Genomic DNA, 23,183 nt, shown 5'->3' on the forward strand with positions numbered 1-23,183 from the left:
TCGGTGAGGGTGGTGTGAGCGAGTGATTCTGACCGTCACGCTCAATGCCGCGGTCGATCTCACCTACCGCGTGCCCAGTCTCACGCCGCACAGCTCGCACCGGGTACGCGAGGTGATCGAGCGGCCGGGTGGCAAGGGCCTCAACGTCTCCCGGGTGCTCGCCGCCCTCGGCCTCGCCACCACGGCGACGGGCTTCACCGGGGGCGACACGGGCCGCGAGCTGCGCGGCCTGCTCGCCCAGACCCCCGGGGTGACCGACGCGCTGGTGCCCGTCGCCGGGCGCACCCGGCGCACCGTCGGCGTCGTGGACGAGGGCAGCGGCGACACCACCCAGCTCAACGAGCCGGGCCCGCACATCTCGGCCGAGGAGTGGGAGACCTTCCTCGGTACGTACCGCGAGCTGCTGCACGCAGGTCCCGCGCCGTCGGGCGAGCGCACGGAGGCGGTGGCGCTGTGCGGCAGCCTGCCGCCCGGCGTACCCGTCGGCGCGTACGCGGCGCTCGTACGCGAAGCCCGTACGGCGGGGGTGCCGGTGCTGCTCGACACCAGCGGCGAGCCGCTGCGGCGCGGGATCGCGGCCAGGCCGGACATGGTGAAGCCCAACGCGCACGAGCTGGCCGGGATCACCGGCACAACGGAACCGCTGCGCGCGGCGCGCGCGGCCCAGCGGCGCGGCTCCCGCGCCGTTGCCGCCTCGCTCGGCGAGGACGGGATGCTGCTGGTCACCCAGGACGGCGCGTGGAGCGCCGCCGTACCCGAGCGGCTGTCGGGCAACCCGACAGGCGCGGGCGACTCGGCCGTCGCCGGCCTGCTGTCCGGCCTCTCCGAGGGCCTGCCGTGGCCCGACCGGCTGGCTCGCGCCGTCGCACTCTCGGCGGCGACCGTACGGGCACACGCTGCGGGCGAGTTCGACACGGAGACGTATGCACGGCTGCTGCCGGAAGTCCGCGTAAAACCCCTCACCACGCCGTAACGGCTCGCGCCTGGCCCTTACGACACCGGCCCCGGTGTGCCCCCGTGTGTGCTTCGCCCCCCCCGCCTCGCCTCGCCTCGCTTCGCCTCGCTTGGGAGGTCTGCGCCAGAGGCGCAGGGCTGGCAAGCGCAGCCCTCACGCGGGGTACGCGCACCGAGAGGCTGCCCCTGAACGCGCGTCGCGGGCTACCGGCCCGCCGTGGCCGATCGCGCAGTTCCCCGCGCCCCTTCGGGGGCACACCTCGCTTGGGAGGTCTGCGCCAGAGGCGCAGGGCTGGCAAGCGCAGCCCCCACGCGGGGTACGCGCACCGAGAGGCTGCCCCTGAACGCGCGTCGCGGACCGCCGGCCCACCGTGGCCGATCGCGCAGTTCCCCGCGCCCCGTCGGGGCGCAGAGCTGCGGGTTACATCCAGTCCGTGCAGTAGTTCTTCAGCTCGTTGCCCTGGTAACGAGCTGCCTGTACGCCGACATCGAAGATGCCGGAGTCGTTCTTCGCCGTGGTCTTCCAGTACTTGGGAGCGCTGGACGCGTTCGAGCGCCAACGCCAGTACTTCTTCTTGCCGTTGACGTCCTTGGTGACCAGCCGCACCCGCGCGTGGGCGCCGTCACCCTTCTTGTCGTCCTGTGCGTTCAACTCGACGCTGATCTTGTCGGTCGCACCGCCGAAGTCGAAACTCGCGCCGCCGTTGGCTCCCGCGGTGCGGCACCCGATGTACTGGGGTGCCGCCTGGGCCGGGCCCGCCAGGGTCAGGGCCAGGGTGCCCGCGGCAGTCGCGGCACCCAGCACGGTGAACTTCCTCTGCACCGGGACTCCCCCAAAAACACGTCCACGTACGGATCACTGCGTCCGCAAAACTAGGTGTCCGTTGCAGAGGGCGTCAAGGAACCCCAGCTCAGCGCTACTTCCAGCCGCGTTCGAGCCTGACCTGGTCGAGGTTGGCGTTGCACTGGTTGCCGTCCTCGCAGGAGATCTTGATGCTGTTCTCGCCCTTGGTGAGCTGGATGTTGGACCACGTGGTCGCCCAACCCTTCGCCCAGTCACCCTTCTTGGCGCCGGCCCAGTTCTTCATCCGGAGCGGACGGTCCTGGGCCTCGCCGTTGACGGTGAGCGTGGCGTCGGCGTCCTCGCCGGGTACGCCGTAGCGCACATGCAGGGTGTACTTGCCGCCCTGCGGCACGTCCTTCAGCTCCCACGTCGCCGAGGCGCCGGGCTGGTTGAGGCCGCCGACGTAGGCGCCGCCCCTGCCCTTGGCGTTGGGGACGTCCTTGGACGCCGTCGCCCCTCCACCGAGCGTGAGGCTGGCCGCGTCCTCCTTGGGCGGAGTCTTGGGCGCCGGCTTGTCCTTGTCGGGCTTGGGGTCCTTGCCGCCCTTGTCCCCGTTCTTGTCGCCGGCCTGCTGGGAGGTGTCGTCGTCCTTGCCCTCGGCCGCGTTCGCGCCGTTGTCCTTGTTGAAGATGATCGCGGCACCGATGCCGATGACCACGGCGGCGACAACGGCGATGGCGCCGACCAGCAATCCGGTACGGCTACGGCCCCCGCGGCCGTAGCCGTCTCTGCCGCCCGCTCCCTGCCGCGCCGCCGCGCGTCCGCCCGGCACCGTCTCGGGTGCGGCGTAGTGCGCGCTGGGCTGCTGGTTCGGCGGCGGCGGGGGCTGCTGCTGCGGGCGCTGCTGCGGATAGCCGTAGCCGTACTGCCGCTCGCCGACCGCGCGTACCTGGTTGTACGAACGACGGGGGACGCCGGGCTGCTGGGTCGGTGCCTGTGCGGCACCGTCGCCGCCCTCCTGCCGGTAGAGATAGGCGAACGGGTCGTCCTCGCCGCCCTCCGGCGCAGCGCCGTTGCCGTTGTTCTCGGCGGTCATCCCCTTCACTCCCTACTGCGTCAGGTATCCGGGCGAGCCTACCTCTCCTGGGCGAACCACTTGTTGCGGTCGTAGCGGATCGCTGCACGCGGAGCTACCCTGCCCGGCGCTGGCCCTTGGCCCGTGACCGCTTCTCCACATACATCCGCTGGTCAGCGGATTGCAGGACCTCTTCGGCCGTCATACCGCAGCCCGCCCAGCCGATGCCGAAACTGGCGCCCACCCGGACGCCCCGGCCATCGACCCGGATCGGGGGGATGATCGCATTCCGCAGCCGCACCGCAAGATCCTGGGCCTCGGCAGGGCCCAGCCCGTCGGCCAGCACCACGAACTCGTCGCCGCCCATCCGGGCCACCGTGTCGTTGTCCCTGACCCCGGCCGAGAGCCGGCGCGCGACCTCGACGAGGACCGCGTCACCGCAGTGGTGCCCGTAACGGTCGTTGATCGACTTGAACCCGTCCAGGTCACAGAAGAGGACGGCGAGCCCCTTCTCCCCGGGCCCGTCGCCCTCGGGCGGCACCGCGTGCACATGGTGGTCGCGCACTCCGGGGCCGCCGGGCTGCCCCGGCACCCCTCCGGAGCCCTGGTCACCCGGGACGCCGGGCAACTGGCCGGGGCCGCCGTGGATACCGGTCAGCTGCCCGGACTCCGCAGGTCCCGGTCCCGCTCCGGCAGCCATGTCTCCGAGCCCGTCGAAGTCCACGAAGCTGTCGTACTCCCGGCCGTAGCCGTGCCCGTCGGGCTCGATACGGGCCACGCCCGCCGCCGCCCCGCCGCCCACGCCCCTGGCGGGCAGCGGGCAGAGCCTGCTGTTGAGCCGCGCGCGCAGCTCGGCGCTGTTGGGCAGCCCGGTCAGTGAGTCATGGCTCGCACGGTGCGCGAGCTGCAGCTCGTGCCGCTTGCGCTCCTCGATGTCCTCGACGTGCGTGAGCAGATAGCGAGGCCCGTCCGCCACATCGGCGACCACGGAGTTGCGCAGCGAGACCCAGACGAACGAGCCGTCCCGCCGGGCCAGCCGCAGCTCGGCCCTGCCGCCCTCGGCTGAGGTGCGCAGCAGGGTGCCGATGTCCTCGGGGTGCACGAGGTCGGAGAAGGAGTAGCGGCGCATCGCGGAAGCCGGCCGGCCGAGCAGCCTGCACAGCGCGTCGTTGATCCGCAGCAGCCGTCCGTGCTGGTCCCCGCCCATCTCGGCGACGGCCATACCGCTGGGCGCGTACTCGAACGCCTGCCGGAAGCTCTCCTCGCTCGCGCGCAGCGCCTGCTGCTCCCGCTCCAGGCGCACCAGCGCCCGCTGCATGTTCGACCGCAGCCGTGCGTTACTGATCGCGATGGCGGCCTGCGAGGTGTACATCTGGAGCGCTTCGCAGCCCCATGCGCCGGGGCGGCGTCCGTTGCGGGGCCTGTCGACGGAGACCACGCCCAGCAGCTCACCGTCGGAGGCGTAGAGCGGCGCGAAGAGGCGGTCCATCGGATGCCACTCGTCATTGAAGCGCGGCGCGGGTCCCGCCGTGTGCCACTGGGGCACATCGTCGTCGTCGAGCACCCAGCCCTCGGTGTACGGGATGAAGCGGAGCACTCCCCACTGCTCCCCCATCGCCAACCGCCGCTCCCAGGAGATACGGGAGCCGACCCGGCCCGCCATCATCGCCTCGGCCGCCGGGCTGCCCGCGACGGCGGCGACGACGAGGTCACCGTCGGCGCGCACCAGATTCACAGCGGCGATCTCGAAGCCGAGTCCCTCGACCACCCCGTCGGCCACGGTCTGGAGCGTGTCGGCGAGGCTGCGTGCGGTGTTGAGCTGCGCCACGACGTGGTGCAGCTGACGCAGACTGGCGAGGCGGACATAGGGCTCCGACTCGGTTTCCATCGCCCTCCCCCTGAGCCTTGTACGTCAACTCCAGGTGCTCGCGGGACTTCGCTGTCCGACTGTCACGGCCACTGAATCACAGCGAGCTGTTCACCCGGTACACAGGGTCAACAATTAATGCCCTCTGTGACTCAAGTCACAACAGTGTGCGACCAGTTGACTGCGGCGCGTGCCGCCCTCGCCCCGTCCCCGTACCGCGCAGGTGGAAGCCGGGAGGGAGCGGGATGGGAGCGGTTCCCCACCCCTCGACCCGCACTCCTACGGCCGCTGGTCCTAGTCCCAGCCTGGTCCCGGAGGCCGATGCGCCCCCCGCGCGGAGATCGTTAGCGTATACACGTGTCCCAAGCAGTGCAGCAGCAGATGAGCCAGCCGCCCCGCCGGATGCCCCATGCTGATGGGGTGAGTGATGAGGAGTTCCGTGCCGCGATGGCACGTCTGGCAGCGGGTGTGGTGCTCGTGACCGCGCACGACCCGGAGGAGGGAGCGCACGGCGACGACGTCGGCATGACGGCCACGGCCTTCATGTCCGTCTCCCTCGAACCACCACTGGCGCTGATCAGCCTCCGCAACGACTCGCGCATGGACGAGTTGCTGGCCAGGCAGGACCAGTGGGCGGTCTCGCTGCTCACCGACGGACAACGCCAGACCGCCGGTCGCTTCGCTATGAAGGGGCGGCTCAGCGACCGGCTCCTTTTCCAGGAACTCCCGCATTCACACGGAGCCACGACGGGGGCCGCCCTGGTCGACGGGGCGCTCGCCGCCGTCGAGTGCCGCACCGAGCAGCGGGTCACGGCGGGGGACCACACGCTGGTCATCGGCCGCGTCCTCGCCACCCACCTCACCCAGGGCGAGGGCGGCCCGCTGCTGTACTACGGCGGTCGTTACCGCTCCCTGGGCTGAGCCCCGCAATCTGACCGAAACTCGATGCGGCCGAAGCTCGATCCGGTCAAAGCTTGATGCGGCCGAAGCTCAACGCAGTCAAAGCTCGATCCGGTCAAAGCTCGACCCGGCCGAAGCTCAATGCGGTCAAAGTTGGATGCGGCCCAGAGACACGGTGCCCCTCACGTACGGCTTACGGCGTACGGCGCGCTCAGTCCCAACTGCGGCCCGTACGGCCCCGCTTGATGTCGCTGCGCTGCTTCTTCTGCCGGAGCCGGCGCTCGTTGATGCCGCGGGGGATCTTCTTCTTGCGGCGGGGCGGAGGGGGCGGAGCCGTCGCTTCCGCGAGCAGTGTGGCCATCCGGACGGCGGCCGTCTCACGGTTGCGCCACTGCGAGCGGTGCTCACTCGCCCGTACGACCAGGACGCCGTCCACCAGACGGCCCGCGAGGCGCTCCAGCGCGCGCCGCTTCCACACCTCGGGCAGCGCCTCGGTCTTCGCGAGATCGAAGCGCAGCTCCGCCTGGCTGTCGCTGGTGTTCACATGCTGTCCACCGGGCCCGGACGAGCGCGAGAAACGCCACGTCAGCTCGGCCTCCGGCAGGGAGACCGAGCCGCGAATGAAATAGGGACCGGGCATGGGTTCCATGGTCAGGGCTTCCGGCGCCCGCGTCATCCGCTTTTACGGACGCGTTCACGGACGCGCGTGCGCGCGATGAACGTAAAGAAGGCAAAGAAAGCTGGAACCCGGTCGTCCCCCGACTGCGTTGTGGAGTGTGTGGGGCCGTCGGCCGACCGTCGGCCCCGCGACTGGTCTCTCGGAGATTTCCTACAGATCCACAGATCGCAACAGAAGGGCACCCCCATGGCTGTAAGCCTGTCCAAGGGCGGCAACGTCTCGCTCACCAAGGAGGCACCGGGCCTGACCGCCGTCACGGTCGGCCTCGGCTGGGACGTCCGCACCACCACCGGCACGGACTTCGACCTGGACGCGAGCGCCATCGCGGTGACCGCCGAAGGCAAGGTCTACTCCGACCAGCACTTCATCTTCTTCAACAACAAGGCGACCCCGGACCAGTCGATCGTCCACACCGGTGACAACGTCACCGGCGAGGGCGAGGGTGACGACGAGCAGATCAAGGTCAACCTGGCCGCGCTGCCCGCCGAGATCGACAAGATCGTCTTCCCGGTCTCGATCTACGACGCCGAAACCCGCAGCCAGAACTTCGGCCAGGTGCGGAACGCCTTCATCCGCATCATCAACCAGGCCGGCGACGCCGAGATCGCCCGCTACGACCTGAGCGAGGACGCCGCCACCGAGACCGCCATGGTCTTCGGTGAGCTGTACCGCAGCGGTGCCGAGTGGAAGTTCCGCGCCGTCGGCCAGGGGTACGCCTCGGGCCTCGTCGGCATCGCCCAGGACTTCGGCGTCAACGTCTGAGTCCACGCACGGCGCTGCTGACGTCCCCGCACGCACGGTGCGGGGCCAAGTTCCGGCACGCACGGTGCGGGGCCAAGTTCCGGCACGCACGGTGCGGGGCTGAGTTCCGGCACGCACGGTGCGGGAGTGGTGCTCCCTCGGCGGAGGGAGCACCACCCCGGCGTGACACCATCGCCCCGTGCTCGATATCGGCTACGCCCTCTCCCATCGTTTTCCCGACCCCCCGCAGACGGATTACAGGACGGCGGACGTACGGGCCCTGCGCCACGACCTGTTCAGCGGCGACGTCTACCTCGCCGACACCACCGAAGACCGCGAGCTGGCCACGGCCTGGGGCTGGGTCCCCGTCCTGGACTTCGCGTGGGCGCTCTGCGACATCGCCGAGCAGCTCGACCGGGACCCGCTCGGCAGCAGGTCACCCGGACCGCACCGCACCGAACTCGACTTCACCGAGTCGGCCGACCTGCTGCGCTTCACCCGCCGCTTCGGCTGGGTGGAGATCACCGCAGACTGGTCGCGCGAGACAGAGCGCCCCCTCTCCTTCCCGTTCACCGAGCTGCGCCGCGAGTCCCGCGACTTCCTGCACGACCTGATCGCGGACCTCACCGACATGCACGACGGCCTGGCCGACAACCCCGCACTCTGGGCCCTCACGGCCCGCTTCCCCCGCGTCTGAACCCGGCCCGCAAAGGCGGTCCGCCGCATCGCGTCTCCCGGCCCCTGTTCATAGGGTGGGAAGAGCGACCTGAGAGAAGGTGGGACCCCATGGGCCAGCCGCAGGACGAACGCCGCGAGCAGCAGGCCGAGGAGCAGATCCTCGCTCGCGTGAAGCAGCTCATCGAGGACGAGCACATGCTGCGCCGGCAGCTCGCGAAGGGCGACCTCTCCACGTCGGAGGAGCACGAGGCACTGCGCGGCCTCGAACGGGAGCTGGACCAGTGCTGGGACCTGCTCCGCCAGCGCCGCGCGAAGCGCGACGCCGGCGAGAACCCCGCCGACGCCTCCCCGCGCCCCTCCCCCGAGGTGGAGGGCTACCTCTCCTGAGCCACGCCTGAGCCCCTCCGGAGCCTCCGGTGAACGCGGTGCTCGGCGCACCGGGAGCCCGGCTGCCCAAGGGGTTCCGGGCCCGAAGCCCCTCAAGCCCCGCTCACTCCACCTTCAAAGCCCCGCTCACTCCGCCCTCAGAGCCCCGTCCGCCGCGCTCGCCCCGCGCGCGGGCGCGCTCACTCCGCCGGGCCGACGCGGACGAGGACCGTGCCGTGCGCGGGCACGGTCGCGGATATCTCACCGGTCGACGTGCTGTCCTGGTGCTTCCACAGGTCCCGCACGTCGTACGAGTCGGCCTGTGGCAGACCGGCCTCGGTCGCGGTGGTGGCGATGGACTGCTCCTGACCCGTCTCGTTGAAGAGCGCGACGGCGCGGCTGCCGTCCGCCATCTCCTTGCTGACGACCCAGCGCCCGCCGTCCTGCGAGACGACCTCGCCCTGCTTTCCGAGGGCGTCCTGGTCGACGGCGACGACCTCCTTGTTCCCGAGGATCTCCAGCGTCGCGCCGTCCGCCTCGCGCAGGTCGGAGCCGATGAGCAGCGGCGCCGCCATCACCGACCACATCGAGAAGTGGGTGCGGTACTCCGTGTCGGTCATGCCGCCGTTGCCGACCTCCAGCATGTCCGGGTCGTTCCAGTGCCCGGGGCCCGCGTACGGCGCGAGCGGCAGGTTCTGCTTCATGATCCCGAGCATGCTGCCCCAGTTGTCGGCGATGTCCCCGGTAGTACGCCACAGGTGACCGACGCCGGCCGCCCACTCCCATGGCTTGTTCTCGCCCCACTCGCAGATGCTGTAGACGATGTCCCGGCCCGTCTTCTCCAGCGCGGCGCGCATCGTCTCGTACCGCTCCCGCGCGGGCACACCCTGGTTGTTGCAGTTGTCGTACTTGAGGTAGTCGACGCCCCAGTCGGCGAACTGCCGCGCGTCGCTCTCCTCGTGCCCGAGCGCGCCGGGCATCCCCGGGGAGTTGTTGCAGGTGTGGGTGCCGGCGCTGGTGTAGATGCCGAGCTTCAGGCCCTTGTCGTGCACGTAGTCGGCGACGGCCTTGATCCCGCTGGGGAACCGCTCGTGGTGCGGAACCAGCTTGCCGTCCCCGTCACGCTGGGGCTCCGCCCAGCAGTCGTCGAGGTTGACGTACTCGTACCCCGCGTCCTTGAGGCCCTTCTCGACGAAGATGTCCGCGATCCCCTTGACCATCTCCTCGTTGAACTCGGGCCCACAGCCTGTGGAGTTCCAGTTGTTGAACCCCATCGGCGGCGTGAGCGCCAGGCCGTCCCCGGGAGCGTGCGGCGCCGCCTGCCGGTCGGCTTGCGGGCTCCCCGCGGCGGGGGTCGCCGCCGTTTCCGGGTTCACCACCGGAACGGGATTCGTCACCGCGGCGGGATTCGCCGCCGGAACGGAATCCGTCCCCGGAACGGAATTCGCCGCCGAAGCGGGGGCCGCGAGTCCGGCGCCGCACAGCAGCGCTGTCCCGAGCGCGCTGACCAGTCTCTTGCGGGTGGCACGGCGTAACACGGTGGGGCGCATGGTCCGTTCCTCTCCTCGCTCAACCGATCCATCGCCATGTACGCGACAGTTTTAGCGCTTCACCGTACGACCGTGTTCAGCTCTGCTGGAAGGCCGTCCGCACATGTTCGTTCACGTCCGCTCGCGAGAGGCCCACGAGAGCCCCGCAACCCCTTCCCCACCCCAGCCCCTCCCCTCCCCTCCCCTCGTCCGGTCCGGTCCGGTCACCCCTCCACGCGCACCCCGATCTGCGCCGCGAACGCGGGAGCCAGCTCCATCAGTTGGTCCGGGCTGATCACGGCGCCCGCCAGCCGGTCGAGGCCCGTCGCGATGTCCAGCTCCGTCACACCGCGCAGGTCCACGTCCTTCAGCTGCGCCTGGTGCAGCTCAGCGCGCCGCAGCACGCAGTCCCTGAACGTGACCCGTTCAAGACGCGCGCCCCCGAAGTCCGGCTCGACCAGCACACAGCCCTCGAAGGTCACATCCGTCAGCTTCGCCTGACGGAGATTCAGGAAGTCGATCTTCCCGCCGCGCACCAGCACCCTGTTGAGCCGTGCCCCGTGCATCTGCGTACCGCCGAGCCGCGCGTCCCTCAGCTCCACGTCCCGCAGCTCGCAGTTCTCCATCCGGGTGCCGACACCCGAGACCCCCTCCAGCACCGAGTCGAGCATCCGCGCCCGCCCGAGAGCGGTCTCGCCCAGCGCGCAGCGATAGATCCCGCAGTCCAGGAAAGTGGCCCCCGCCCCGTCCTCCCCGCCCAGGTCCAGGTCCTCGAACCGCAGACCGTCGTAATCCCCGTCGGGCTCCAACCCCTGACCCTCGTACGTACGCAGCTCCGGCAGGTTGATCTCCGGACGCCGCGCCTCGCGCTCCACCGACTTCGACTTCGCCATCCCCTCATCCTGCACGGAGCCACTGACATCGCCCCGGCAGCGAGATCTGGCCAGAACCCTTGACTTGAACCTCACTTGAACTAACAGGATGGCCTCCGCACCCCATCCCACGAGCGTCAGGAGCGCCCATGCACGCCGTCCGCCTGCACGCCTTCGGTCCGGCCGGAAACCTCACCTACGAGGAGGTCCCCGACCCCGCCCCGGCCCCCGGCCAGGTCCGTATCGCCGTCGAGGCTGCCGGCGTCCACGTCCTCGACACCGTCATCCGTGCGGGCGTGACCGGCGGCCCCATGGCCCTGCCCGAACTGCCCACCATCCCGGGCCGCGAGGTCGCCGGCACCGTCGACGCACTCGGCGAGGGCACGAGCCCCGACTGGCTCCGGCGCCGCGTCGCCGTCCACCTCGGCATGGTGCCCGGCGGCTACGCCTCGGTCGCCGTCGCCGACGCCGCCGCACTCCAGCCCGTTCCCGACCAGCTCGGCCTCCCGGCAGCTGTCGCCATGATCGGTACGGGCCGTACGGTCATGGGCGTACTGCGCGAAGCGGAGATCGCACCCGGCGACACCGTCCTCGTCCTGTCAGCCGCCGGCGGCATGGGCGCACTCCTGGTCCAGTACGCGAAGCACCACGGCGCCCGCGTCATCGGAGCGGCGGGCGGCGAGGCCAAGACGGCGCTCGTACGCGAGCTGGGAGCTGACCTCGCCGTCGACTACACCGGCCCCGACTGGACCGACCGCGTCCGCGAGGCATACGGCGAACACCCCGTACGCCACCTCTTCGACGGCTCCGGCGCCACCCCCGGCCGCGCAGCCCTCACCCTGCTCGCCCCCGGCAGCACGCGCTACGCGTACAGCCGCCCGCTCACGGAGCCCGACGGCGCTGTGGAAAACCGGCCAGGCGACGAGGCGGCCACGGGCTCCGGCGCCGACTCCCGCACCGGCGCCGCGCCCACGGAGGCGGCGATCGCGGAGGACCTCAGCGCCCGGGGCATCACCGTACGCGGGCTGGACCCCCAGCGGATGATGGCCCAGAAGCGGGAACTGGAGACCGAGTCCCTCACCCTCGCCGCGAAGGGCGTCCTGGACCCGCTCGTGCACACGTTCCCCATGGCGAAGGCCGCGGCAGCGCACCACGCCCTGGAGACGCGGGCCACATCGGGAAAGGTGGTCCTCATCCCCTGAAGGGGGCCGGGGGACGAGGGCCGGGGACCACGGGTTGAACGCCCCCTCGAAACCGCGAACTCCCGCCCGCTGCCGAGCCACAGGAGAGGTACGGGGACCGAAGAGGTACGGGGAGGCGCGGAGAAGCAGGGGGAGGTGCGGAGAAGTGCGGGGAAGCACGGCGAGGTACGGGAAGGTACGGGAAGGGCACCCCGCGACGGGGGCCCGCTAGCGTGCCCCTCATGACCACGAAGCGGAAGCGATGGATCGTCGGGACGACCCTCCTGTGCGCCGTGGCCGTCGCGGCAGCGGCCACCGTGTTGCTGCTCCGCCTACGCGAGGACCGCCAGGCCGAGCCTCTCGTGATCCCCGAGGGCTGGCGTGCCAAGCAGGTCTACGCCGCGGCCGACAAGGCGCTCTCCGTTCCCGGGGGGACCACGAAGCGGGCCGCCGAACGTGCGGCGAAGAAGGGCGCCCTCAGGCTGCCGGCCGAGGCCAAGGGCAACCCGGAGGGCTACCTGTTCCCCGCCACGTATCCCGTACGCGCCAAGACCACCCCGACCTCGCTCGTCACCTCCATGGCCAGAACGGCGCACGACCGCCTCTCGCGTGGAGGCCCCACCAGTTACGAGACCCTCACCATCGCCAGCATCGTCCAGGCCGAGGCGGACACCCCCGAGGACATGGCCAAGGTCGCCCGGGTCATAGACAACCGCCTCAAGCGCGGCATGCCCCTCCAGATGGACTCCTCCATCAACTACGCGCTGGGCCGCTCCACCCTCACCACCACACACGCAGACACCCGCCTCGACTCCCCCTACAACACCTACCGCCACAAGGGCCTCCCCCCAACCCCCATCAACAACCCGGGCCCCCACGCCCTCAAGGCGACCGCCTCCCCGGCCAAGGGCCCCTGGCTCTACTTCGTCACCGTAAAACCGGGCGACACCCGGTTCACCGACGACTACGGGCAGCACATGAAGTGGGTGAAGGAGTTCAACGAGAACCAGAAGCGGGACTGAGGCACGCTGGGACGCATGACACATGACGTACTCAGGGCCTTCGACGCCGCCTTCCCTCTCTTCGACCGCACGGTCCGCGAGGTCGGGCCCGACCAGTGGGCACGGCGGACCGGGGCGACCGACTGGACGGCCAAGGACCTGGTCAACCACCTGACCAGCGAACACCTCTGGGCCCCGCACCTCCTCCGCAAGGAATCCCTCGACGACGTCGGTGACCGCTACGACGGCGACGTCACCGGCACCGACCCCGCAGGCGCCTGGGCAGAGGCGTCCAAGGACTCCCAGATCACCTTCCACGCCCCGCACGCCCTGGAAGGCGACGTCCACGTCACCAGCGGCACCATCCCCGCCACCGAGTACGCCTGGCAGATGACGACGGACCTCGCCGTGCACGCCTGGGACCTGTCCCAGGCCACGGGCGCCCGCGTCCACCTCCCCGACTCCCTGGCCCAGCCCCTCTTCGAACAGGCCCGCACCTTCGTCCCCGCCACCGGCATCCCCGGCCTCTTCGATCCCCCGGTCGAGGTCCCGGAGACGGCCGACTGGCACTCCCGCCTCCTGGCCCTGCTGGGCCGCGACCCGACGCCCCAGCACTGACGCCGACAGTCCCGAAGCCCCGACCCCGAAGCCTCACCCCTGACGCCGCCGGGGGAAGATGGCGACCAACGGCGACCAACGGCGACCAACAGAGTCCAGCGCACGGCCACTTGGTCCGCCCGGCCCCCGGCGAAGGGAGACGACGCATGAGCGTCGATTGGGTACGGCTCACACTCGATCTGAACGCGTTCGACGAGACGCCGTTCGAGCCACGGCTACGGAAGTGCCGCGAGGCCGGCATCACGTTCACGACCATGTCCGAACTCGGCGACACCGCCGAAAACCGGCGCGCACTCTACGAGTTGAACAAGACATGCGCCGCCGACATCCCCGAACGCGGCGAGTTCTACACCTACGACGCCTACGTCGCCGAACGCATCGAGACCCCCACCTACAACCCCTGCTGCGTCACCCTCGCCCTGGAGGGACCCACCTGGGTCGGTATGTCCACCGCCTCCCTCCACCCGGACCACGCCTTCAACGAGATGACCGGCGTCCTCCCCACCCACCGCGCCCAGGGCCTGGCCCTCTCCCTGAAACTCCTCACCCTCACCCACACCCGCACCCACGACGTCCCCACCGTGACCACCTTCCACCACCCCGCCAACACCGCCATGATCACCCTCAACCGGCAGCTGGGCCACGTACCTGTCGCCGACGCCAACGGGGGCTGAAGCGGGGGCGGTTGACCGGCGCCATCATTTGTGATCGGTCACCGTTCAGGAGCGTTCAGGGGCCGCACCGTTCAGGAGGTGGCCACGGCATCGGAGGCGTCCCAGAGCCGTTCGGCCTGCTCGCGGTAGGTTTCGAACCATTCACCGTCCGCGAGTGTCAGTGCGAAGATCGGCCGGGACTCCCCCGACTGGTCGAACGAGTAGAGCTGAACGCACAGCAGCGCACTGCTCTTCTGGACGTCCACGAAGTTCATGCCGAACTTGAGTGCTGTGCGAGTGGTGCGCATTTCCAGCCGGCCCCCCGTCTCCGCGCCCAAGCGCCCAAGAAGCCTCAGCGTCTGCCGTATCTCGTCCCGGATCTCTTGGTGACTGGGCCGCGTCGGCCTGTTCTGAGTAGTGACTGCCGCGTCGTCCGCCTCAGGGCTCGCAAGCAGGATCCGCACGTGCCCGCCCGAGGAGAGAGTGCGCTCAAGCTCCCGGTAAGAGGTCTCCAGAGTCCTGCTCAGACTGACGCCGATGAGGTAGATGTCGGACGAGCCCGCCCGCCGCGCCGGCAGGTCAGCGGGAAAGTCGGACAGAAAGCGAACGCCGCCGCCCGTATGGCTACGCGCGAAGTCCTCGACAGCGGAACGAGTGGCGAGCGTACTGAACGCAAGGACTGCGAGCACCGCGAGCACAGCGCTCGTGATCTTCCCGGTGGGCACCACGTCGAATGCCGCGAAAACACTGGTGCTGACGGCCACGAGGATGGTCGCGTAGACATCCAGATTTCGCCGGGCCCGCAGATCCCGCCGCAGACGTCCCCAACCGGTCACGCGCCCCCACTCCCCCCGTTCCAGCGGCCCTCCCCAGAGGCCCGGCCTTGACGAGTCTGACCGGACCACGCCACCCCGACAAGCGCCCCGCCCCTGCCGGGACCACAACACCCCGGCCACACAGAGGAGTTGCCGCCACCCCGACCGGCCGACCCCGCCACCACAGGCGGACCAGCGGGCTTACGGTGCGAGAAGGGAGGCACGCGCCTGACCCCTGCGCAGGCGGCCCGAAGCCGCCCTCCATCCAGCGCCAGGGGGGCGGGCGCCGGCGGTCCGTACTCCGGGGGGAGACGTTATGAACGACGGCACCGATCTGCGCGCGCACCCGGAACGGCGCCTCGCGGACGACCGGACGACGGCTGGCCGACGACCGGCCGACCTGACGACCGGCCGCCGGGCCATCGGACCCCGGACCACCGGGCCGGACCCCGGAGCACCAGCACCCGCACCCGCACCCGCACCGCTGACGCCCGAGGTCACTCCCCCTCGGCGAGACCGTCAGCCCTCCGCCACGTCGATCCCGTAACCCTGCACCAGCTCCTCCAACCCGCCCCGGTAGCCCTTGCCGCCCATGACGAACTCCCAGTCGCCGCTGACGCGTCGGCGGAAGGAGCCGAGGACGAGGGCGGTTTCGTGGGGGCGGCCGTCGGAGACGTCCAGACGGTCGAGTTCGGTGCCTGCGGCGTCCAGCAGGCGGATGCCTGCCTGGGTGAATCCGGCCAGGTCGGCACCGGGGTTGGTCACCGGGTCGACGGCGGCGACGATGACGAGGCGGTCGGCCCGTTCCGAGAGCGCGTCGAAGGAGACGCCGAGCGCGGCTCTGTCGGGTGCGGCGGGCGGGAGGGCCCGGACGGCGCCGTCCGGGGTGCGGAGGTTGTTGAAGAAGACGAAGTGATCGTCGTCCAGGACCTGATCACCTCGGCAGACCAGCGCGCACACGTCAAGGGCGACGGTGCCGGACCAGAACATGCCCAGCACGTTCTGGTCGTCCGCCCCGTCCCTGACCTCGGGCACGGTGCGCCGACCCGGGCCCGAGTCCCTACCCGTGCCCGTGTCCGTGGCCATCGACCCTGCAACCGACTGGCCTCCCAGCCGGCCTCCCGCCTGGCCTCCCACCTGGCTTCCGAGCCTGCCCCGCAGCCCGTGGCGGCCCAGCAGATCGACCAGTTGGGAGCCGGACACCAGTTCCAGGGGCTTGCCGTTGGCGAAGGTGTGGGAGCCGGGGCCGAACTTCGACGTCGTAACGAGCACGCCCTTGTTCGCGCCGGCGTCCTGGACGGTGCCGTACAGGTCGCGTACGGCGGTCGGCGGCACGGTGTTGCGGTAGCGCTTGACCTGAACGACGATCTTGCCGCCGCGTATCGGGGCAGGGTCCAGCGCGTCGACGTCCACGCCGCCGTCGTTCGAACGCTGAGTCGTGACCGCCTGCATGCCCATGGCCCGGAACAGGTCAGCGACCAACGACTCGAACGCCACCGGGTCCATCTCGTACAGGTCAGGTTCCTCGTCCCCACCATGCGTCACGACCTCGTTGCCGACGTCTTCGGGTACCCGGCTCGGCCGTACCGCCGTGAGCTGGTCCGGACGCGGCGAGAACTGGCCGCGGAGCCCGTCCACCAGGCAGTCGACCGCGCTCACCTGCCCGAGGTGCAGCGCGGTGAACGTGTCGCGCGGCGCCATGACGGTGGCCAGGAAGATCTGCGCCTGCCTGCCGGTCGCGGGTTCATGATCGTCGACGAAACCGTTCAACACGACGGACTCCAGCGCGCCGAACTCGTCCGCGGCGAAGAGGTCGTGCAGCGCCAGCAGAACGCACTGCGCGAGCATGTCCCGGTACAGCGCCCGGCGTTGGGCCACCGGGCGCGCAGTCTCCTTGTCCTGGTCGGTGGAGGGCATGTAACGCACCGACTTGCTTTCCGGTACGACGCCGTACTTGGGAAGCTCCCAGTTCAGAACCAACTGCCGCGCACCCGGTTCATACGCGGCCGACACCTGCCGCGGCAGGTCCTCGGGCCACGCGGTGGACGCGTACAACGCCGCGGAGAAGTAGTCCACAGCAGCGCCCGGATCGCCGTCACGGAGCCCCGCCGTCATCTCGGCGATCGTGGCGTTGTGCCGGCGGATCTCCCCCAGCCTGGCCTCGGCCCACTGCTCGTACTGCGCACGGTACGACGCCAACTGCTGCTGCCGCTGGGCCTCCACCGCATGCGCGGCATGCCAGTCGTGCTCGAACCTGGCGCGCGCCTCCGCCTGCGCCTGCACCCGCCGCGCGGCGGTCCAACCGCCCTGCGCCTGATACTGGTTCGGATCCGGCAGCGGAACGGGAACCCCGAGCTGCCCCGGAGCGAACGCCTCCACCTGCTCGGCCCGGGTGAGCGCCCCCGCCCGGAACGCCGGTGCCCGGCATCCCGCAGCCAACAGCCCCTGCAGCACCTCGACCCGGGCATCCAACTCCTGCGTACGCCGCCTGGCGTCCGCCTCGCGCTGCTCCCGATACGCGGCCCGCTGCTCCCGATAACTGCGGGCGACATCCCGCTGGTAAGCGCGCTGCCGCCGCTCCTCTTCCCGCTGATACCTGTCCTGCGCCTCAACCCGCCGCTGCTGCTGCCGCTGCGCTTCAGCCCAGACACCGACCATCCCACCGGAACGACGACTCATCCCCGCCAGTCCCTCCCCACCACAACCCCGACTCCCGCCGAGCACCGACCCCTTGACCAGCAACAAGAAACAGACTTTAGCCGTTAAACACCATTTGGCCCATGAGTGTGGCGGGGTAACTGGATTCGGGGTTCGCTAGCGGGTCCTGCGCGCCGCCTCGCGGCCCGCGCCGTCCGGTTCCGTCCAGTCCGTCCGGGGCGAGACGGGCCGGGGCCAACAGGAGCGGAACGACGGGTTCGCGGTGCGAACGACGCCTGGGCGAACGGCTCGCCGCGGCCCGTACCGCTCAGTCCGCCGCCTCGCTTCGCCGCCGTACGGCAGGCAGGACACAGGCCCGCTCGTAACCCCCGTGACGAGCCTCTGACCGCCGGAGCGGCCTGTCGGAACGACCCAAGGGCCTTCTGCTCATAACTCAGAGAGTGCGGCCGACAGCAGCTATATCGGCCGCAGCGGGGTCCAGAAGAGCCGCCGTCAGCCACCAACGGTCGCCGGGGTTGCCGTCGCTGCTGTACAGCAACGGTCCGCTTGTGCCTCAGCCGAAGATAGCCCGCAACGATGACGGGGGTCGCCGGATGACCAGCCGTGCGCTTATAGCTCGCCGAACCGCCACCGGCCTCAGCCACACTGCTAACGCAATTCTGGACAGCATCGCCCCATGCTGCGGACGAGCCGTGCAGGACAAGAATGGTAAGAGATGATTGGGACCCTGACCTGGATAAACCGTGGCTTCACATGCTGCTGTCAGTGGTAAGCCCTAGCCTGTCTTCCCACATTGCTGGTGCGAGAGAGGAAACACCTTGAACGGAGTACTGACGCCGTTACTTGGCGGCGTGGGCTTCGTGGTCGCTGCGGCAGCCGGGCCGATAGTGACCGGTGCAATCCAAAATCGCCGTGACGCCCGCCTGACCGCCGATCTTGAGCGCAGCCGGGAGCTCTTGAGTCAGCTCCGGACTGATCACTCGACGACGTGGGACCACGAGACCGCGCAGCTAGAGGTCCTGATCAAGCGTCAGTTCGGCGCTGTTGCTGCCCGTCAGACGAAGTACGTTGAGCGTCGCCGGAACTGGGCGAGCCTCGGTGCGGTTGTCTTGGTCGTGGTCCTTGTTTTCCCGCCGCTTTGGTTGCTTGCCATGCCGGGAGCATGGTGGTCCTGGACCCTTTTCGCTGGCCTTCTCTTCGTAGCGCTGGCCATGTGCGGGATCGGCCGGCTTCTATCAGACCTTCAACCCGGACGAGCCCGCTGCTCCGGAAGACGACTCGGACGGCCAGGATGATCCTCCCTGATTCGATGCAGTCAGCGGTTTTGGGCTGAGGTCGCCGGGTCGGGAGATCGGAGACCACTAAGCCGCCTACGATTCGGGTAGTTACTCGAATGCCTGGGATTGTCCGAGCGCGGTCCCCTACCGCAGAGACTCGCCCCCGAAGTGCAGCTCAGATCCGTAAGAAAACCGGGCCGGCCATGAGCGGATTTTCGCGATCAAGTTGACTCGCCACCTCGTGCGCGCGGGCTGGTGGACCGGGGCGGAGACAGGAAGCCCGCCGGGCCGCGCGCGGCCCGCGTAAGCGGGCCGCCTCGAAGTCGCAGAGAGAGCTGTTCCAAACGCCGCTCGACCGCTGTACCGCGGTGGCCTCATGTGCGCTGCTGCGCTTCCTTTACCGAAGAGTGCTTTCGCCCCAAGACAGCTCGAACCACACCAAGTTCGGCCTCTCGACGCCGTGCTTGTCGGCGAGCACATCAACGATCGCCAGGCCACGGCCGTGTTCGGCCTCCCGCTCCTCCTCCGTATCGACGTGCGGCACGTCACCCACGGCCGAGCCCTCGTCCTCGACCTCCGCCCGCACGCTGCCGCGCTCCACCCTCAGCGTCAGCGCGAAGTGCCCGCCGGGTCGGCCTGAGCGGGTGTGCTGACGGCATTCGTCGTGACCTCGCTGACCATGAGGCAGACGTCTGTGACCGCTGGAGTGTGGCGGAGATAGTGGTACGTGAAGTGGCGGGCGCGTGAGACCTCTTCTGGTCGTCCGGAGAAGGTATGGCGGTAGGTGGGCATGGCGTCCTCCATGGCACTGACCTGCGGCTTCCCGGGCCGTCTAGCCAGCTCAGGTGGCCGGAAGAGCGAGAGCCGTACAATAAGTACTAGCACCGTACTCGGAGTGTGAGTACTTCAAGTGCGAGACAGTACTTTTCGTACGGGTGAATCTCCGCTCGTGGCACACCCAGGGGCACAGGTGCCCACAGCCGAACTGGAGGGAGAAGGCGGCATGTTCGGATTGATGGTCCGCTTCACGTGCAAGGACGAGGAAGCGGCAGCCGAGTTCGATGAGCTGGTGGCGCACACCGGCGAGCAGATCAAGGCACACGAACCGGGGACGCTGATCTACACCGTGCACCGCGTCGAGGGCCGCCCCTTGGAGCGGATCTTCTACGAGCTGTACCGCGACCGGGAAGCGTTCGACGTGCACGAGTCGCAGAACCACGTGCGGGAGTTCCTGAAGGCGCGCGGCAAGTATCTGTCGTCCACGGAGGTCGATGTGTTGGACTTCATGTCCGGCAAGGGCGTGGACGCTTGAGCCCCGACAACCGTGACTACGAGGAATCGCTCGGCAAGAAGATCGCGTTCAACCGCAAGCGACGCGGCCTCTCGCAGAAGGAGTTCGCTTCTCTTCTCGACCGATCGGAAGCCTGGGTGTCCCAGGTGGAGCGCGGCGTACGCCGCATCGACCGGATGACCGTGCTGGAGAAGGTCGCCGAGGTCCTGGACCTTCCGGTATCCGAGCTGGCCGCCGAGGCCCCCGTGATCGCCGCCACCAACACTGAACCACCAGGCGCCAACCAGCTGCGCCTAACCCTGAGCACCGCGCACTCGCTCAGTGCCGTCCTCGGCCGGCACGAGCCACCGGACCTGGACGCGCTCCGCCTCCAGGTCGACCGCGCCTGGAACCTGACGCACGAGGGAAACTACGCCGCCCTGGCCGAGCTGCTCGAAGGGCTGGTCCCTCAAGCCGAGATCGCCGCACGGTCCGCCGTAGGAGACGAACTCCCCGGCGTGTTCCGGATGTTGGTGACCATCTACCAGACCTGCAGCGCGGCCCTGGCCAACATGGGCGAGCCGGAGGCGGCCTGGGTCGCCGTGGACCGCGCCGTTGTCGCCGCCGAGCGGGCGAATGACCCACTCCTGATGGCCGCCGGTCAGTTCCGGCTCTCCATCGTCTTCATCGGCGCCCAGCACTACGACCAGGCCGCCCACGCCTCGGGCAGCGCCGCCGACGCGCTGCGCCCACTGGCCGAGTCCGGGGACGTCCAGGCCGTCGCCCTGCGTGGTGCGCTCACCCTGCAACGCGCCGTGGCTGCCGGCCGCGCCAACCAGGCCGACGAGGCATACGCATTCATCCGGCAGGCCCGCGGCATGGCCGACCAGGTCGGCCCCGGACGCAACGACTACAACACCGAGTTCGGCCCGGCCAACGTCGACCTGCACGAGGTCGCCGTAGCCGTCGGCCTGGGGGATGCAGGGGTCGCCCTCCGCGCCGCCGCACGCGTCGACGCCTCCGGGCTCTCCGCCGAGCGCCGGACGCGCTTCCACCTCGACGTGGCCCGCGCCCACGCCCAGCGCCGCCAGGTGGCCGACGCCGTCACGGCCGTACGGGCAGCGCAACGCCTCTCACCCGAGATCGTGCGTGCCATGCCACCGGTCAAGCAGCTCGTGTCGGACCTCGTGACGATGAGCCAGGCCCCGTCCGACGCACTGCGTGCGCTCGCAGCCGAGCTGGGCGTACACGGAACATAGGTCGGCACGGGGAGTGCGGGTTACCGGTGACCGTTCCCAGCGCACTGCCGCAGTGTCCCTGCGGCTTCGGCGAACGCGGCGGTCCGTTCCGATCACAACGGGTTGCCGTACTCCGCCGTCACGAGCCCGACAGAGGCCCCGTACCCACCCGGTACGGGGCCTCTGACCTGCGTAAAGCAACCTGAGCCGCCTGTCGGATTCGAACCGACGACCTTCTGTTTACAAGACAGATGCTCTAACCAGCTGAGCTAAGGCGGCCTGCACTGAATCGTGCCCGTGAAGTGTACCCGGAGGGGTGGGGGGTGGGGCGAGGTGGTTTGCGGGGTGCTGGGGTACTGACAAAACGTGGGTCAGCGGCTAGCGTCACCGCAGGTCCACGCGGTGGACTACACCTCCCTTTACGACGGATCGTCCGGCACGTACCTGCCGGTGAAGGAGAAGAGAACATGGCCACGGTCACCTATGACCAGGCGACCCGGGTGTACCCCGGCGCCGACACCCCCGCCGTCGACAAGCTCGACATCGAGATCGAGGACGGCGAGTTCCTCGTACTCGTCGGCCCCTCCGGTTGCGGCAAGTCGACCTCTCTGCGGATGCTCGCGGGGCTTGAGGACGTCAACGAAGGCAACATACGCATCGGTGACCGCGACGTGACCCACCTTCCTCCGAAGGACCGGGACATCGCGATGGTGTTCCAGAACTACGCGCTCTACCCGCACATGAGCGTCGCCGACAACATGGGCTTCGCGCTGAAGATCGCGGGCGTGCCGAAGACCGAGATCCGGGCGAAGGTCGAGGACGCGGCGAAGATCCTGGACCTCACGGACTACCTGGGCCGTAAGCCCAAGGCGCTCTCCGGTGGTCAGCGGCAGCGTGTGGCGATGGGCCGGGCGATCGTCCGGGAGCCGCAGGTGTTCCTCATGGACGAGCCGCTCTCGAACCTCGACGCCAAGCTCCGCGTCCAGACCCGTACGCAGATCGCGGGCCTCCAGCGCCGCCTCGGGATCACCACCGTGTACGTCACCCACGACCAGGTCGAGGCCATGACGATGGGCGACCGCGTGGCCGTGCTCAAGGACGGGCTGCTCCAGCAGGTCGACACCCCGCGCCACATGTACGACCGCCCGGCCAACCTCTTCGTCGCCGGCTTCATCGGCTCCCCCGCGATGAACCTCGTGGAGGTCCCGATCACGGACGGCGGCGTGAAGTTCGGCAACAGCGTCGTGCCGGTCGAGCGTGACGCGCTCGCGACGGCGGCCGACAAGGGCGACACGACCGTCACGGTCGGTGTACGCCCCGAGCACTTCGACCTCGTCAACGGCGAGGGCACCGGCGGCGCCAAGACGCTCTCCAAGGACGAGCACGCCGGCCTGGCCGTCACCGTGAACGTCGTTGAGGAGCTGGGCGCCGACGGCTACATCTACGGCACCGCCGAGATCAGCGGCGACAGCCGCGACGTGGTGGTCCGCGTCTCCGGCCGCAACGTTCCCGAGAAGGGGTCCACGGTCCACGTCGTCCCGCGCGGTGGCGAGACCCACGTCTTCTCCACCTCCTCGGGTGAGCGCCTCAGCGACTGACCTCAGCGGACCGTCGCCTCAGCGACGGACCCCGTGGTCGGTCCACGTGGTCCGGGGTCCGTAGGCCGGCGAGCCCAGCGGGCCCGTAGGCCCAACGGGCCCTGTAGGCCCAACAGGCCCTGTACTCCGCCCCGTCACCCGGGGGCCCGCCTGCCAACCGGTTTCGGGGAGCAGCGGGGACGCCTCTGGAGGTCCCTGTGGCCGGAAACGGGCCAGAGACGGGCCGGCTACAGGCCCACAGAACGAACGTCCCGCGGACCCCGTAAACCCCGTAACGGGCCCGCGGGCCACGGCAATCCCGGTGTCACAGGGGCCGTGGTGGACACCTCGTCCACCACGGCCCCTGCCGCGTCTTCTCTCCCCCCTCACACCTTCCCCCTCCCCTCCCTGCCCCACCCCTCCCCCAGACTGGGGCCGGTGCGGCCGTGA

At 69.8% G+C, this 23,183-nt stretch carries 21 protein-coding genes, 1 tRNA gene and 1 pseudogene; 12 read left to right on the forward strand and 11 right to left on the reverse strand.

The genetic code is table 11. The annotated features are described in order from the left end of the window. The first annotated feature begins 22 nt into the window (after window positions 1-22). Window positions 23-973 carry a 1-phosphofructokinase family hexose kinase gene (locus NMN56_RS39000; RefSeq protein WP_274044942.1) on the forward strand — a complete coding sequence of 317 codons (951 nt, stop codon included), beginning with the start codon at window positions 23-25 and terminating at the stop codon, window positions 971-973. Window positions 974-1,375: 402 nt separating this feature from the next. On the opposite strand, the gene NMN56_RS39005 is transcribed toward NMN56_RS39000, so the two are convergent. From NMN56_RS39005 to cdgB, 3 genes are all read right to left on the reverse strand, one after another. After that, complete coding sequence (locus NMN56_RS39005) at window positions 1,376-1,777, reverse strand: hypothetical protein (protein ID WP_274044941.1); 402 nt, start codon at window positions 1,775-1,777, stop codon at window positions 1,376-1,378. A 94-nt stretch (window positions 1,778-1,871) separates the two neighbouring features. Next, a complete protein-coding gene (locus NMN56_RS39010; RefSeq protein ID WP_274044940.1) occupies window positions 1,872-2,834 on the reverse strand; it encodes a carbohydrate-binding protein in 963 nt (320 codons plus the stop codon). A 94-nt stretch (window positions 2,835-2,928) separates the two neighbouring features. Next, a complete protein-coding gene (gene cdgB, locus NMN56_RS39015; RefSeq protein WP_274044939.1) occupies window positions 2,929-4,701 on the reverse strand; it encodes a diguanylate cyclase CdgB in 1,773 nt (590 codons plus the stop codon). Window positions 4,702-5,127: 426 nt separating this feature from the next. Between cdgB and NMN56_RS39020 the strand changes: the two genes are divergently transcribed. Continuing rightward, window positions 5,128-5,601, forward strand: a complete 474-nt coding sequence (locus tag NMN56_RS39020; RefSeq protein ID WP_280842835.1) for a flavin reductase family protein — start codon at window positions 5,128-5,130, stop codon at window positions 5,599-5,601. Window positions 5,602-5,791: 190 nt separating this feature from the next. Here the strand turns inward: NMN56_RS39020 and arfB are convergent, their stop codons facing one another. Next, complete coding sequence (arfB, locus tag NMN56_RS39025) at window positions 5,792-6,229, reverse strand: alternative ribosome rescue aminoacyl-tRNA hydrolase ArfB (protein WP_274044938.1); 438 nt, start codon at window positions 6,227-6,229, stop codon at window positions 5,792-5,794. Window positions 6,230-6,445: 216 nt separating this feature from the next. Between arfB and NMN56_RS39030 the strand changes: the two genes are divergently transcribed. The 3 genes from NMN56_RS39030 to NMN56_RS39040 all read left to right on the forward strand — a co-directional run bounded on the left by NMN56_RS39030 (window position 6,446) and on the right by NMN56_RS39040 (window position 8,065). Then, window positions 6,446-7,021 carry a TerD family protein gene (locus NMN56_RS39030; RefSeq protein ID WP_274044937.1) on the forward strand — a complete coding sequence of 192 codons (576 nt, stop codon included), beginning with the start codon at window positions 6,446-6,448 and terminating at the stop codon, window positions 7,019-7,021. A 178-nt stretch (window positions 7,022-7,199) separates the two neighbouring features. Next, window positions 7,200-7,697, forward strand: a complete 498-nt coding sequence (locus NMN56_RS39035; protein ID WP_274044936.1) for a hypothetical protein — start codon at window positions 7,200-7,202, stop codon at window positions 7,695-7,697. Between the two features lie 89 nt (window positions 7,698-7,786). Next, window positions 7,787-8,065, forward strand: coding sequence for a DUF2630 family protein (locus NMN56_RS39040; RefSeq protein WP_274044935.1), 279 nt, complete (start codon window positions 7,787-7,789; stop codon window positions 8,063-8,065). A 194-nt stretch (window positions 8,066-8,259) separates the two neighbouring features. Here the strand turns inward: NMN56_RS39040 and NMN56_RS39045 are convergent. Together NMN56_RS39045 and NMN56_RS39050 are read right to left on the reverse strand one after the other, a co-directional pair. Then, a pseudogene (locus NMN56_RS39045) lies at window positions 8,260-9,594 on the reverse strand (glycoside hydrolase family 27 protein); the annotation flags it as partial. Window positions 9,595-9,797: 203 nt separating this feature from the next. Continuing rightward, the gene (locus NMN56_RS39050; RefSeq protein ID WP_274044934.1) at window positions 9,798-10,466 is read right to left on the reverse strand and encodes a pentapeptide repeat-containing protein; all 669 of its coding nucleotides are present in this window, start codon (window positions 10,464-10,466) and stop codon (window positions 9,798-9,800) included. 128 nt (window positions 10,467-10,594) lie between these two features. Here NMN56_RS39050 and NMN56_RS39055 point away from each other — a divergent pair, with 128 nt between their 5' ends. From NMN56_RS39055 to NMN56_RS39070, 4 genes are all read left to right on the forward strand, one after another. Beyond that, the gene (locus tag NMN56_RS39055; RefSeq protein WP_274044933.1) at window positions 10,595-11,647 is read left to right on the forward strand and encodes a zinc-binding dehydrogenase; all 1,053 of its coding nucleotides are present in this window, start codon (window positions 10,595-10,597) and stop codon (window positions 11,645-11,647) included. Between the two features lie 221 nt (window positions 11,648-11,868). Then, window positions 11,869-12,648, forward strand: a complete 780-nt coding sequence (gene mltG / locus NMN56_RS39060; RefSeq protein ID WP_274044932.1) for an endolytic transglycosylase MltG — start codon at window positions 11,869-11,871, stop codon at window positions 12,646-12,648. A gap of 15 nt (window positions 12,649-12,663) precedes the next feature. Then, window positions 12,664-13,245 carry a TIGR03086 family metal-binding protein gene (locus tag NMN56_RS39065; RefSeq protein ID WP_274044931.1) on the forward strand — a complete coding sequence of 194 codons (582 nt, stop codon included), beginning with the start codon at window positions 12,664-12,666 and terminating at the stop codon, window positions 13,243-13,245. A gap of 146 nt (window positions 13,246-13,391) precedes the next feature. Beyond that, on the forward strand, window positions 13,392-13,919 hold the full coding sequence (locus NMN56_RS39070; RefSeq protein ID WP_274044930.1) for a GNAT family N-acetyltransferase: 528 nt from the start codon (window positions 13,392-13,394) through the stop codon (window positions 13,917-13,919). A 71-nt stretch (window positions 13,920-13,990) separates the two neighbouring features. On the opposite strand, the gene NMN56_RS39075 is transcribed toward NMN56_RS39070, so the two are convergent. The 4 genes from NMN56_RS39075 to NMN56_RS39090 form a co-directional block, all read right to left on the reverse strand. After that, on the reverse strand, window positions 13,991-14,734 hold the full coding sequence (locus NMN56_RS39075) for a hypothetical protein (RefSeq protein WP_274044929.1): 744 nt from the start codon (window positions 14,732-14,734) through the stop codon (window positions 13,991-13,993). A 498-nt stretch (window positions 14,735-15,232) separates the two neighbouring features. After that, entirely contained in the window at window positions 15,233-17,392 is a 2,160-nt protein-coding gene (locus NMN56_RS39080) for a restriction endonuclease (RefSeq protein WP_274044928.1), read from the reverse strand. Window positions 17,393-19,045: 1,653 nt separating this feature from the next. Beyond that, window positions 19,046-19,249 carry an ATP-binding protein gene (locus NMN56_RS39085; RefSeq protein ID WP_274044927.1) on the reverse strand — a complete coding sequence of 68 codons (204 nt, stop codon included), beginning with the start codon at window positions 19,247-19,249 and terminating at the stop codon, window positions 19,046-19,048. 8 nt (window positions 19,250-19,257) lie between these two features. After that, complete coding sequence (locus NMN56_RS39090) at window positions 19,258-19,440, reverse strand: hypothetical protein (RefSeq protein WP_280842829.1); 183 nt, start codon at window positions 19,438-19,440, stop codon at window positions 19,258-19,260. 211 nt (window positions 19,441-19,651) lie between these two features. On the opposite strand from NMN56_RS39090, the gene NMN56_RS39095 reads away from it, so the two are divergent. Continuing rightward, window positions 19,652-19,960 carry a putative quinol monooxygenase gene (locus NMN56_RS39095; RefSeq protein ID WP_274045071.1) on the forward strand — a complete coding sequence of 103 codons (309 nt, stop codon included), beginning with the start codon at window positions 19,652-19,654 and terminating at the stop codon, window positions 19,958-19,960. Continuing rightward, window positions 19,957-21,177, forward strand: coding sequence for a helix-turn-helix domain-containing protein (locus tag NMN56_RS39100; RefSeq protein WP_274044925.1), 1,221 nt, complete (start codon window positions 19,957-19,959; stop codon window positions 21,175-21,177). Before NMN56_RS39095 ends, NMN56_RS39100 begins: the two co-directional genes overlap by 4 nt. A gap of 184 nt (window positions 21,178-21,361) precedes the next feature. On the opposite strand, the gene NMN56_RS39105 is transcribed toward NMN56_RS39100, so the two are convergent. Further along, window positions 21,362-21,435, reverse strand: a tRNA-Thr gene (locus NMN56_RS39105). A 188-nt stretch (window positions 21,436-21,623) separates the two neighbouring features. On the opposite strand from NMN56_RS39105, the gene NMN56_RS39110 reads away from it, so the two are divergent. After that, on the forward strand, window positions 21,624-22,754 hold the full coding sequence (locus NMN56_RS39110) for an ABC transporter ATP-binding protein (protein ID WP_274044924.1): 1,131 nt from the start codon (window positions 21,624-21,626) through the stop codon (window positions 22,752-22,754). Window positions 22,755-23,183 lie beyond the last annotated feature (429 nt).

This window comes from Streptomyces iconiensis (genome assembly GCF_028657195.3).
Lineage (GTDB): Bacteria > Actinomycetota > Actinomycetes > Streptomycetales > Streptomycetaceae > Streptomyces > Streptomyces iconiensis.